The sequence below is a fragment of the Pseudomonas sp. AP42 genome (assembly GCF_001728935.1).
Taxonomy (GTDB): Bacteria; Pseudomonadota; Gammaproteobacteria; order Pseudomonadales; family Pseudomonadaceae; genus Aquipseudomonas; species Aquipseudomonas lactis.
Genome location: NZ_LYSO01000054.1, coordinates 26,167 through 37,636 on the forward strand (window position 1 = coordinate 26,167; position 11,470 = coordinate 37,636).

Here is an 11,470-nt window from a genome sequence, read left to right on the forward strand (position 1 = left end):
ACTCCATGTGAGAAGGGGTTGGGGTTATCGACGGCGCTTTTCGTACAACTTGGGCTCACCCGGTGGCCGGCTCTTGAACCGGCGGTGCGTCCACAGGTATTGCTCGGGGCATTCGCGCACCGAGGCTTCCACCCACTGGTTGATGCGCAGGCAGTCGACCTCGTCGGTTTCACCCGGGAAGTCGGTCAGCGGCGCATGGATCACCAGGCGGTAACCGCTGCCGTCAGCCAGGCGCTCCTGGGTAAACGGCACCACCAGCGCCTTGCCCAGGCGGGCGAACTTGCTGGTGGCGGTGACGGTGGCGGCCTGGATGCCGAACAGCGGCACGAAGATACTTTGCTTGGCGCCGTAGTCCTGGTCTGGCGCGTACCAGATGGCCCGGCCGGCGCGCAGCAGCTTGAGCATGCCGCGCACGTCGTCACGCTCCACGGCCAGGGAATCGAGGTTGTGGCGTTCGCGGCCACGGCGCTGGATAAAGTCGAACAACGGGTTGCCGTGTTCGCGGTACATGCCGTCAATGGTGTGCTTTTGCCCCAGCAGCGCCGCGCCGATTTCCAGGGTGGTGAAGTGCAGCGCCATGAGGATTACGCCCTTGCCTTCCAACTGCGCCTGCGTGAGGTGCTGCAGCCCTTCGACATGGGCCAGGCGCGCCAGGCGCGGCTTGGGCCACCACCAGCTCATGGCCATTTCAAAGAAGGCGATGCCGGTGGAAGCGAAGTTTTCCTTGAGCAGACGTTTGCGTTCCTTGGCAGATTTTTCCGGGAAGCACAGCTCGAGGTTGCGCGCCGCGATACGGCGACGATCACCGGCCACGCGGTACATGCCCGCGCCCAGCAGGCGACCAATGGTCAACAGCGCCCGATACGGCAATTGAGTGACCAGCCACAGCAGGCCGAGCCCCAGCCATAGCAGCCAAAAACGCGGGTGAAGAAATACAGCTCGAAAACGCGGGCGATCCATTACAGATTCCGGTAAAGACAAGGGCCGCGCATTCTACAACGGTTCGACTCGGCTTGCGGCGGGTGAGTGTTCTCGTTATAAGTCTCGACACTTTTCGTGACAAGCCGTTTTCGCCGACCATGAGCCAAACCGAACCGCTAGACCAAGATCCCGTGTTCCAGCTAAAAGGCAGCATGCTCGCCATTACCGTGCTGGAACTGGCCCGCAATGACCTCGACGCCCTGGACCGCCAACTGGCCGCCAAGGTCGCCCTGGCGCCGAACTTCTTCAACAACGCCCCGCTGGTGCTGGCGCTGGACAAGCTGCCGGCCGGCCAGGGCGTGATTGATTTGCCCGGGCTGATGCGCGTATGCCGCTCCCATGGCCTGCGTACACTGGCCATCCGCGCCAGCCGCATCGAAGACATTGCCGCCGCCATCGCCATTGAACTGCCAGTACTGCCACCGTCCGGCGCCCGCGAGCGTGCGCTGGAACCATCGGTCGGCGAAGAAAAGAAAAAACCGGAAAAACCGCCCGAGCCTACGATCAGGCCAACCAAGATCATCACCTCGCCTGTGCGCGGCGGGCAGCAGATTTACGCCCAGGGCGGCGACCTTGTGGTGGTTTCCTCGGTCAGCCCGGGGGCGGAACTTCTTGCCGATGGCAACATCCATGTATACGGCCCGATGCGCGGACGCGCCCTGGCCGGCATCAAGGGTGATACCAAGGCGCGTATTTTTTGCCAGCAGTTGACCGCTGAGCTGGTTTCCATCGCGGGTCAGTACAAGGTTTCCGAAGATTTGCGCCGCGATCCACTGTGGGGCGCTTCGGTACAGGTCAACCTGTCGGGCGATGTGTTGAACATCATCCGTCTTTAACGGATACTGCCGCATTTTCCAAGCATCTCTAGACTCTGATAGCAAAGCGAAACCGGCAAGACTTGTGTAGGACTTTTTGGAAGTTGGTGTTTTCCCATGGAAACCCCGGCTTTTTCCTGCAAAGGCTGTCCGCCTGCGGCGAGCTCCAAGAGATGTTTTTCAGGGACCGAAAGTCCTTTTTCCTTAGGGGTGAAACACCTTGGCCAAGATTCTCGTGGTTACATCCGGCAAGGGTGGTGTGGGTAAGACCACCACCAGCGCCGCTATCGGTACCGGCCTCGCTCTGCGCGGCCACAAGACAGTCATCGTCGACTTCGACGTCGGCCTGCGTAACCTTGACCTGATCATGGGCTGCGAGCGCCGCGTGGTGTATGACTTCGTCAACGTGGTGAACGGCGAAGCCAACCTGCAACAGGCCCTGATCAAGGACAAGCGCCTTGAGAACCTGTACGTGCTGGCCGCCAGCCAGACCCGTGACAAAGACGCGCTGACCAAAGAAGGCGTGGGCAAAGTCCTCGCCGAGCTCAAGGAAACCTTCGAATACGTAGTATGCGATTCGCCGGCCGGTATCGAAACCGGTGCTCACCTGGCGATGTACTTCGCCGATGAAGCCATCGTGGTGACCAACCCGGAAGTGTCCTCGGTACGTGACTCGGACCGTATGCTGGGCCTCTTGGCCAGCAAGTCCAAGCGCGCCGAAGAAGGCCAGGACCCGATCAAGGAACACCTGCTGCTCACCCGCTACAACCCGGAGCGCGTCAACAACGGCGAAATGCTCGGTGTTGAAGACGTGAAGGAAATCCTCGCCGTGACTCTGCTGGGCGTGATCCCGGAATCCCAGGCGGTGCTCAAGGCATCCAACCAGGGCGTACCGGTGATTCTCGACGACCAGAGCGACGCCGGCCAGGCGTACAGCGATGCCGTGGATCGCTTGCTGGGCAAGACCGTGGAACACCGCTTCCTCGATGTCAAGAAGAAGGGATTCTTCGAGCGTATCTTTGGAGGCAACTAAACAATGAAATTTCTCGACTTCTTTCGCGCCAACAAAAAACCCAGTACCGCATCGGTCGCGAAAGAGCGTCTACAGATCATCGTGGCGCACGAACGCGGCCAACGCAGCACCCCGGACTACCTGCCAGCCTTGCAGAAGGAACTGGTCGAGGTGATCCGCAAGTACGTCAATATCGGCAACGATGACGTGCATGTCGCCCTGGAAAATGACGGCAGCTGCTCGATTCTGGAACTCAATATCACCCTGCCCGATCGTTGATCGAACGGGCGGTCGCCACGGCGGCTCTGCTACCTGGCCCTGTACTGCTGTAGGAGCGAGCTTGCTCGCGAAAAACCTGAGAACACCGCGTTTAACCTCAATGAACGCAGTGCCGATAAGTTCTTCGCGGGCAAGCTCGCTCCTACAGGGTGAGGGGGCGGTCAGTGGAGCCGCCGTTGGCGTTTGTTACGAGGCTGTTTAATGCCGCTGTCCAATATCCATATCCTGCATCAGGACGACGCTGTCCTGGTGGTGAACAAGCCCACCCTGCTGCTCTCGGTGCCTGGCCGCGCCGACGACAACAAGGACTGCCTGATCACCCGCCTGCAGGAAAACGGCTACCCCGAAGCCCGCATCGTCCATCGCCTGGACTGGGAAACCTCGGGGATCATCCTGCTGGCCCGGGACGCGGATACCCACCGCGAACTGTCCCGCCAGTTTCACGACCGCGAAACAGAAAAGGCCTACACCGCCCTGGCCTGGGGCCAACCGGCACTGGACAGCGGCAGCATCGACCTGCCCCTGCGCTACGACCCGCCGACCAAGCCTCGCCATGTGGTCGACCATGAGTTCGGCAAACATGCGCTGACCTTCTGGAAAGTGCTGGAGCGTTGCGGCGACTGGTGCCGCGTGGAGCTGACCCCCATCACCGGGCGCTCGCACCAGTTGCGCGTGCATATGTTGTCCATCGGGCATCCGTTGCTGGGTGATGGTTTGTACGCCCATGAACAAGCCCTGACCGCCTGGCCACGCCTGTGCCTGCATGCAAGCATGCTCAGCTTCACCCACCCGCAAAGCGGCGAGCGCCTGCGCTTCGAGTGCCCTGCACCGTTTTAAATTTGGCAACACGATCAAAATGTGGGAGCGGGCTTGCTCGCGAAGGCGACGGTTCAGTTAACACAACTGTGACTGAGACACCGCCTTCGCGAGCAAGCCCACACACATTTAGTTCGGTGTCAGTTCTAGACACCGAGTCAAACCAATACGGTAAACTCCGCGCATTGCTGTCTGGAGCTATTTATGCGCGAAGCGTTGAATCAAGGCCTGATCGACTTCCTCAAGGCCTCCCCTACTCCTTTTCATGCCACTGCTGCCCTGGCCCAGCGCCTGGAAGCGGCCGGTTACCAGCGTCTCGACGAGCGCGACACCTGGGCCACCGAGGCCAACGGTCGCTACTACGTGACCCGCAACGACTCCTCGATCATCGCCTTCAAGCTCGGCCGCCAATCGCCGCTGCAAGACGGTATCCGCATGGTCGGCGCCCACACCGACAGCCCATGCCTTCGGGTCAAGCCCCAGCCGGAGCTGCAACGCCAGGGCTTCTGGCAACTGGGCGTGGAAGTCTACGGCGGCGCACTGTTGGCGCCCTGGTTCGACCGCGACCTGTCCCTGGCTGGCCGTGTCACCTTCCGCCGCGATGGCAAGGTCGAGAGCCAACTGATCGACTTCAAGCTGCCGATCGCCATCATTCCCAACCTGGCCATTCACCTCAACCGTGAAGCCAACCAAGGCTGGGCGATCAATGCCCAGACCGAGCTGCCGCCGATCCTCGCGCAGTTTGCCGGTGACGAGCGCGTGGACTTTCGCGCCGTGCTCACCGAACAGTTGGCCCGCGAGCACGGGTTGAATGCCGATGTGGTGCTCGACTACGAGCTGAGTTTCTACGACACCCAAAGTGCCGCCGTGATCGGCCTCAATGGCGACTTCATCGCCGGCGCGCGCCTGGACAACCTGCTGTCGTGCTACGCCGGTTTGCAGGCCTTGCTCACCAGCGACACCGATGAAACCTGCGTGCTGGTGTGCAACGACCACGAAGAAGTCGGCTCCTGCTCGGCCTGCGGTGCCGATGGCCCGATGCTGGAACAGACCCTGCGTCGCCTATTGCCCGAAGGTGAAGAATTCGTACGCACCATTCAAAAATCCCTGCTGGTGTCGGCAGACAACGCCCACGGCGTGCATCCCAACTACGCCGAGAAACACGACGCCAACCACGGTCCGAAACTCAACGCCGGCCCGGTGATCAAGGTCAACAGCAACCAGCGCTACGCCACTAACAGCGAAACCGCCGGGTTCTTCCGCCACCTGTGCATGGCCCAGGAAGTGCCGGTGCAAAGCTTCGTGGTGCGCAGCGACATGGGCTGTGGCTCGACCATCGGCCCCATTACCGCCAGCCACCTGGGCGTGCGTACGGTGGACATCGGCTTGCCGACCTTTGCCATGCACTCGATCCGCGAGCTGTGCGGCAGCCATGACCTGGCGCATCTGGTCAAGGTGCTGGGGGCGTTTTACGCCAGCCGCGATTTGCCCTGATAGCGCACTGTGGGAGCGGGCTTGCTCGCGAATGCGGTACATCAGCCAACAGATTCAGTGACTGGCACACCGCATTCGCGAGCAAGCCCGCTCCCACATTTAACGCTGAGTACACCTGACCTGAATCATCTGCAACTTTTATAATCCGGCCTAGACTTGTCAGAACTTCCAATCCGACAAGGCCGCCTCCGCCATGATCTCAATGTCCTCCTTCCACGCCATGCTGATCCCCATCGTGATCGGCATGATCATGCTCGCGGTCGGCTTCAACTTTCGCGACAAGCCTCTGGGCGTGTTTGGCATGTGGATCGGCATGCTGTTGATCCTCGGCACCGTGCTCTACAAGATCCTCGCCAAACTGGCGCAGTGACAAATGCGCTCGCATTGGGCATAGCGGCCTCGTACACTCGGTCAATTCGTCGTTTTCAAGGTTGACCGCCTCGTGTTCTCCCGTCTGTTTGCCCTGCCCTGCTACCTGCTGATCGCTCTGCTCACGCTGCTGCCGCTAACGTCCGCCCAAGCCGTGGGCTTACCGGGGATGCTGGGCGGTTCCAGCAAGACCCAACCCCAGGCCGAAGTGCCCCTGGGGCAGTCGCTGGACGAAGTGATCAAGACCCTCGAAAACGACCAGCAACGCACCCAGTTGCTCAGCGACCTGAAAAAGCTGCGCGCCGCCACGCAAAAGGCCCAGCCCGCCGCCGAACTCGGAGTACTCGGGTTGATCGGCAGTACGCTGTCGGGCTTTGAGCAGCAGTTTTCCGGCGCCGACAGCCCGCTGGGGCGTTGGTCCAATGAAGTCGACCTGGCCAAGGATGAACTCGCCGCGCTGATGTTGCCGGCCAGCGAATGGCTGCCGATCATCTTCGGTTTTGCTGTGATCCTGGCGGTGTGGAGCCTGCTGGCCGCCGCGCTGATCTGGCTCAGCCACCGGGTGCGCGAGCGCTTCGGACTGCCCGAAGAGCTGCCGCAGCACCCGCGCACCTGGGACATGCTGCGCTTCGCCCTGCGCAAGCTGGGCCCCTGGCTGATCGCCCTGGTGATCACGGTGTACCTGAGCTACGCCCTGCCTTCATCCCTGGGTAAATCGTTGGCCATGGTGCTGGCCTATGCCTTGGTGGTCGGCACCTGCTTCTCGGCCATCTGCGTGATTGCCTTCTCGCTGCTCGACGGCCCGCACCGCCACCGCGCCCTGTATATCCTGCGCCACCAGGCGTTCCGCCCGCTGTGGTGGATCGGCAGTTTTGCCGCCTTCGGTGAAGCTCTGAGCGACCCGCGCCTGGTTGCAGCCCTCGGCCAGCACCTGGCCCACACTGCCGCGACCGTGGCCAATGTAATGGCGGCGTTGTCCACCGGGGTGTTTATCCTGCGGTTCCGCCGGCCGATTGCGCACCTGATCCGCAACCAGCCGCTGTCGCGCCGCCTCAACCGCCGTGCGCTCACCGATACCCTGTCGATCATCGGCACCTTCTGGTACCTGCCGGCGCTGTTGCTGGTGGGCATTTCGCTGTTCGCCACCTTCCTGTCCGCCGGCGACACCAGCACCGCCCTGCGCCAGTCACTGCTGTGCACGGTGTTGCTGGTGTTGTGCATGGTGATCAACGGCCTGGTGCGCCGCCACGCCCTCAAGCCGCAACGCGGGCACAAGCGCCACGCGCTGTATTCCGAGCGCCTCAAAGGCTTCGTCTACACCCTGGTGCACCTGGCGGTGTGGCTGGTATTCATCGAGCTGGGGTTGCGCGTGTGGGGCCTGTCGATGATTCGCTTTGCCGAAGGCGACGGCCATGAAATTGCCGTCAAGCTGGTGGGCCTTGGCGGGACCTTGCTGTTTGCCTGGCTGATCTGGATCCTCAGCGACACGGCGATTCACCACGCCCTGACACGTTCGCGCAAAGGCTTGGCCAACGCCCGTGCGCAGACCATGATGCCGTTGATCCGCAACGTGCTGTTCGTGACCATTTTCATCATCGCCGCCATCGTCGCCCTGGCGAACATGGGCATGAACGTCACGCCGCTGCTGGCCGGTGCGGGTGTGATCGGTATCGCCATCGGTTTTGGTGCGCAGTCGCTGGTGGCGGACTTGATCACCGGCCTGTTCATCATCATCGAAGACTCCCTGGCCATCGACGACTACGTGGATGTGGGCGGCCACCTCGGCACGGTGGAAGGCCTGACTATCCGTACCGTGCGCCTGCGCGATATCGACGGCATCGTGCACACCATCCCGTTCAGCGAAATCAAGAGCATCAAGAACTACTCCCGTGAGTTCGGCTACGCGATCTTCCGCGTGGCGATCCCCTACAATATGGAAATCGACGACGCGATCAAACTGATGCGCGACGTCGGCCATGCCATGCGCAACGACCCGCTGCAACGCCGCAATATCTGGTCTCCGCTGGAGATCCAGGGCGTGGAAAGTTTCGAGTCCGGCAGCGCGATCCTGCGCGCACGCTTCAAGACTGCGCCGATCAAGCAGTGGGAAGTGTCGCGGGCGTTCAACCTGTCGCTCAAGCGGCACCTGGATGAAGCCGGGCTTGACCTGGCAACGCCGCGCTTGAGCGTGCAGGTGCTGACCGCCGGTAGCGCGCAGGAGAAAGATCCACAACAATAAGCAAGGAGAGGTTGGTATGCGTATGAACGGTCTGACACACCAATGGGTTTTGGGGTTGCTCGGCGCGGTCGCAAGCAGTGCCGTGATTGCCGCCAGCAGCGGCCAGGACAGTGCCCGGGAGGAAATTGCCGCCCAGGCGAAAATCCTCGAACCCAGCCTGTTGGAAACCCGCCGCGATATCCACGCCCACCCCGAACTGGGCAATACCGAAACCCGCACCGCCGAGCTGGTCGCCAAACAGTTGCGCGAACTCGGCCTTGAGGTGAAGACCGGGGTGGCCCGCACCGGCGTCGTCGCCATCTTGAAAGGCGCCCTGCCCGGCCCGACCGTGGCCCTGCGCGCCGACATGGATGCGCTGCCGGTCAAGGAAGTCGCCGACCTGCCCTTCGCCTCCAAAGCCAAGGGCACCTACCTGGGCAAGGAAGTCGACGTGATGCACGCCTGCGGCCACGACGCCCATACCGCCATCCTGCTGAGCACTGCGAAGATTCTCACGGGGATGCGCGAGCGCCTGCCCGGCACCGTGGTGTTTTATTTCCAACCGGCCGAAGAAGGCCCCAGCGACTTTATCCCCGACGGCAAGAACACCTGGGGCGCGAAGATGATGGTGCAGGAAGGCGTGATGAAAGCGCCCAAGCCCGACGCGGTGTTCGGCCTGCATGTGTGGGCCGGTGTACCTGCCGGGCAAATCGCCTACCGCCCGGGCCCGACCCTGGCCAGCTCCGATGACCTGCGCATCAGAATCCTCGGCAAACAGACCCACGCTGGCCGCCCCTGGGACGGTATCGACCCGATCACCGTCGGCGCGCAAACCATTGTCGGCCTGCAGACCGTGGTCAGCCGCCGTACCGATATTTCGTCATTCCCCTCTGTGGTGAGCATCGGCACCATCAACGGCGGCACCCGCTACAACATCATCCCCGAGTCGGTGGACATGAGCGGCACCATTCGCTCCTACGACTACGGCATTCGCCAGAAGCTGCATGCAGACGTGCGTCAAACCGTAGAGAAAATCGCCGAAAGCGGTGGCGCCAAGGCCGAAGTGACGATCATCGAGAAGTACGACCCCACCATCAACAACCCGGCGCTGACCGAGAAAATGCTGCCGAGCCTGCGCTGGGCGGCTCAGGATGATGTGGTGCAAGGCCCATTGGTGGGGGGCGCCGAAGACTTCTCGTTCTATGCCAAGGAGGCGCCGGGGTTGTTTGTGTTCCTGGGGGTGACCCCAAGGGACCAGGACATGAGCAAGGCGGCGCCGAATCACAACCCTGGGTTCTTTGTGGATGAGTCGGCATTGGTGGTGGGCGTGAGAACGCTGGCGTCGTTGGCGACGGACTACCTCTACACCCACACCCCCCTGTAATGCTTGATGTGGGAGCGGACTTCCCTGATGCCTGTCAGTTAAACGCAGATCCCGTGTGGGAGCGGGCTTGCTCGCGAATGCGGTGGGTCAGTCAGCGCATCCAGTGACTGGTATCGCGCTTTCGCGAGCAAGCCCGCTCCCACATTTGAACCCAGGTGAATCAGTTGGCGAGGGCCGCGCCATCCATTTTCTGGCGCAGGCTCAACGGGCGCATGTCGGTCCACACTTCCTCGATGTAGGCCAGGCATTCTTTCTTCATGCCGCTCTTGCCCACGGTGCGCCAGCCTTCTGGCACGGCCTTGTAGTCGGGCCAGATCGAATACTGTTCTTCATGGTTGACCACTACCTGAAAGAGGATGTCGTCGCGGTCAAATACTGAGGTCATTGCTGTTCTCCGTCGCTCAAAGGCTGGCTGCGCACCACGCGCAGCACTGATATCTATAGAAACGTACCAAGGGCCTGGAAAATTAGACGCTGGCCACGGCCGCTGCCAAGGCGCGCCCGAAAATCTCGGCCACCTGGTCGACTTCGCCAGCGGTGATCACCAGCGGCGGCAAAAAGCGCACCACACTGCCATGGCGCCCGCCCAGTTCCAGGATCAGCCCGCGCTTGAGGCATTCGCGCTGCACCAGCGGTGCCAACTGGCGATGCACCGGTGGGTGGCCCTGACTGTCAGGCGTGCCCGTCGGGTCTACCAGCTCCACCCCCAGCATCAGCCCACGCCCACGGATATCCCCCAGGTGCGGGAAGTCGCGCTGCAGGAGGTGCAGGTGTTCACCGAGGCGCTCGCCCATGGCCGCCGCATGGCCTGCCAGGTCGTGATCCTTGAGGTAGCGCATCACCGCCGAGCCCGCCGCCATCGCCATTTGATTGCCGCGGAAGGTCCCGGCATGGGCACCCGGCAGCCAGGTATCGAGCCAGTCGCGGTACACCACCACCGCCAGTGGCAGGCTGCCGCCAATGGCTTTGGACATGACCACCACATCCGGGATGATGCCAGCGTGTTCGAAGGCAAACATCTTGCCGGTACGCCCAAAGCCACTCTGGATTTCATCAACGATCAACGCCACCCCCGCTTGCGCGGTGATGCGGCGCAGGCCACGCAGCCAGTCGAGGTCCGCCGGGATCACACCGCCCTCACCCTGGACCACTTCGACAATCACCGCCGCCGGCAGCAACACGCCGGCTTCCGGATCGTTGAGCAGGTTTTCCAGATAATGCAGGTTGACCCGCACACCCTCAGCGCCACCCAGGCCGAACGGGCAACGGTAGTCATACGGGAAGGGCAGGAATTGCACGCCATTGCCGAGCAAGGCGCCCAAGGGCTTCTTCGGCCCCAGGCTGCCCATCAGACTCAGCGCGCCCTGGCTCATGCCGTGATAGCCGCCCTGGAACGACAGCACAGTGCTGCGCCCGGTGGCAGTGCGCACCAGCTTCAACGCGGCTTCCACCGCATCGGTGCCGGTGGGGCCGCAGAACTGGATTTTGGCTTCCCGCGCCAGCTCCGAAGGCAGCAAACCGAACAGGTCCTGCACGAATTGATCCTTGACCGGTGTGGTCAGGTCCAGGGTGTGCAGGGGCAGTTCGTCGCTCAGCACTTGCTGGATCGCCTGGATCACCACCGGGTGGTTATGCCCCAGCGCCAGGGTGCCGGCCCCGGCCAGGCAATCGATGAACCGGCGCCCCTCAACGTCTTCCACATAAATGCCCTTGGCGCGCTTGAGCGCCAGGGGAATGCGCCGTGGGTAACTGCGGGCGTTGGATTCCTGCTGGCGCTGACGAGCCAGCAGCGGGCTTTCGTCAAACTGATAGAGCGTTTCCGCGGCCTGCACCGGGGCGTCTTCGATACGGCTGGTAGCGACTGACATCTCTGGATCCCTCAATACGCTGATGATCGTGACCAAACTGCCGATCCGTTGGCGTCTGGCCCAAGGGCATGCGCACGGATTTCCTGTTGTGGAGACGCTTCAGATGCATGGGGATTTAGGAGGTTGGTCGGATATTTACCGACTGTGCAGTTCGCCGCAGCCACCGCTAACCACGATGCGAAGCGAGCCGCTCTTGATCTTGATCTGCTTTTGATCTTGATCTTAGGCGCCCCG

11 protein-coding genes are annotated in these 11,470 nt (G+C 62.1%); 8 read left to right on the forward strand and 3 right to left on the reverse strand.

The window, feature by feature from the left end; all coding sequences use genetic code 11:
- Window positions 1-24 precede the first annotated feature (24 nt).
- Entirely contained in the window at window positions 25-960 is a 936-nt protein-coding gene (locus A7K61_RS18575; RefSeq protein WP_032896000.1) for a lipid A biosynthesis lauroyl acyltransferase, read from the reverse strand.
- A 119-nt stretch (window positions 961-1,079) separates the two neighbouring features.
- On the opposite strand from A7K61_RS18575, the gene minC reads away from it, so the two are divergent.
- The 8 genes from minC (at window position 1,080) to A7K61_RS18610 (ending at window position 9,368) form a co-directional block, all read left to right on the forward strand.
- Window positions 1,080-1,817 carry a septum site-determining protein MinC gene (minC, locus tag A7K61_RS18580; protein WP_032895999.1) on the forward strand — a complete coding sequence of 246 codons (738 nt, stop codon included), beginning with the start codon at window positions 1,080-1,082 and terminating at the stop codon, window positions 1,815-1,817.
- Window positions 1,818-2,016: 199 nt separating this feature from the next.
- Complete coding sequence (gene minD / locus A7K61_RS18585; RefSeq protein WP_003192835.1) at window positions 2,017-2,829, forward strand: septum site-determining protein MinD; 813 nt, start codon at window positions 2,017-2,019, stop codon at window positions 2,827-2,829.
- A gap of 3 nt (window positions 2,830-2,832) precedes the next feature.
- A complete protein-coding gene (minE, locus tag A7K61_RS18590; protein ID WP_003175252.1) occupies window positions 2,833-3,087 on the forward strand; it encodes a cell division topological specificity factor MinE in 255 nt (84 codons plus the stop codon).
- 201 nt (window positions 3,088-3,288) lie between these two features.
- The gene (locus A7K61_RS18595) at window positions 3,289-3,924 is read left to right on the forward strand and encodes an RluA family pseudouridine synthase (RefSeq protein WP_057700864.1); all 636 of its coding nucleotides are present in this window, start codon (window positions 3,289-3,291) and stop codon (window positions 3,922-3,924) included.
- Window positions 3,925-4,107: 183 nt separating this feature from the next.
- Complete coding sequence (locus A7K61_RS18600; protein ID WP_003192841.1) at window positions 4,108-5,397, forward strand: M18 family aminopeptidase; 1,290 nt, start codon at window positions 4,108-4,110, stop codon at window positions 5,395-5,397.
- Window positions 5,398-5,590: 193 nt separating this feature from the next.
- On the forward strand, window positions 5,591-5,767 hold the full coding sequence (locus tag A7K61_RS33195) for a hypothetical protein (RefSeq protein ID WP_164692207.1): 177 nt from the start codon (window positions 5,591-5,593) through the stop codon (window positions 5,765-5,767).
- Window positions 5,768-5,839: 72 nt separating this feature from the next.
- Window positions 5,840-8,005, forward strand: coding sequence for a mechanosensitive ion channel family protein (locus A7K61_RS18605; RefSeq protein WP_047711481.1), 2,166 nt, complete (start codon window positions 5,840-5,842; stop codon window positions 8,003-8,005).
- A 16-nt stretch (window positions 8,006-8,021) separates the two neighbouring features.
- Complete coding sequence (locus A7K61_RS18610) at window positions 8,022-9,368, forward strand: amidohydrolase (protein WP_069558109.1); 1,347 nt, start codon at window positions 8,022-8,024, stop codon at window positions 9,366-9,368.
- Between the two features lie 160 nt (window positions 9,369-9,528).
- Here the strand turns inward: A7K61_RS18610 and A7K61_RS18615 are convergent, their stop codons facing one another.
- Both A7K61_RS18615 and A7K61_RS18620 read right to left on the reverse strand, forming a co-directional pair.
- Window positions 9,529-9,753, reverse strand: a complete 225-nt coding sequence (locus A7K61_RS18615; protein WP_003192847.1) for an MbtH family protein — start codon at window positions 9,751-9,753, stop codon at window positions 9,529-9,531.
- Window positions 9,754-9,835: 82 nt separating this feature from the next.
- On the reverse strand, window positions 9,836-11,236 hold the full coding sequence (locus tag A7K61_RS18620) for an aspartate aminotransferase family protein (protein WP_069558110.1): 1,401 nt from the start codon (window positions 11,234-11,236) through the stop codon (window positions 9,836-9,838).
- Between the last annotated feature and the right edge of the window lie 234 nt (window positions 11,237-11,470).

What these genes read in the sequence shown, in the direction of transcription:
- minC (WP_032895999.1), top strand. Translation starts at nt 1,080, where the DNA reads ATGAGCCAAACCGAACCGCTAGACCAAGATCCCGTGTTCCAGCTAAAA.
- A7K61_RS33195 (WP_164692207.1), top strand. Translation starts at nt 5,591, where the DNA reads ATGATCTCAATGTCCTCCTTCCACGCCATGCTGATCCCCATCGTGATC.
- A7K61_RS18575 (WP_032896000.1), bottom strand. Translation starts at nt 960, where the DNA reads ATGGATCGCCCGCGTTTTCGAGCTGTATTTCTTCACCCGCGTTTTTGG.
- A7K61_RS18620 (WP_069558110.1), bottom strand. Translation starts at nt 11,236, where the DNA reads ATGTCAGTCGCTACCAGCCGTATCGAAGACGCCCCGGTGCAGGCCGCG.
- A7K61_RS18610 (WP_069558109.1), top strand. Translation starts at nt 8,022, where the DNA reads ATGCGTATGAACGGTCTGACACACCAATGGGTTTTGGGGTTGCTCGGC.
- minE (WP_003175252.1), top strand. Translation starts at nt 2,833, where the DNA reads ATGAAATTTCTCGACTTCTTTCGCGCCAACAAAAAACCCAGTACCGCA.
- A7K61_RS18595 (WP_057700864.1), top strand. Translation starts at nt 3,289, where the DNA reads ATGCCGCTGTCCAATATCCATATCCTGCATCAGGACGACGCTGTCCTG.
- A7K61_RS18615 (WP_003192847.1), bottom strand. Translation starts at nt 9,753, where the DNA reads ATGACCTCAGTATTTGACCGCGACGACATCCTCTTTCAGGTAGTGGTC.
- A7K61_RS18600 (WP_003192841.1), top strand. Translation starts at nt 4,108, where the DNA reads ATGCGCGAAGCGTTGAATCAAGGCCTGATCGACTTCCTCAAGGCCTCC.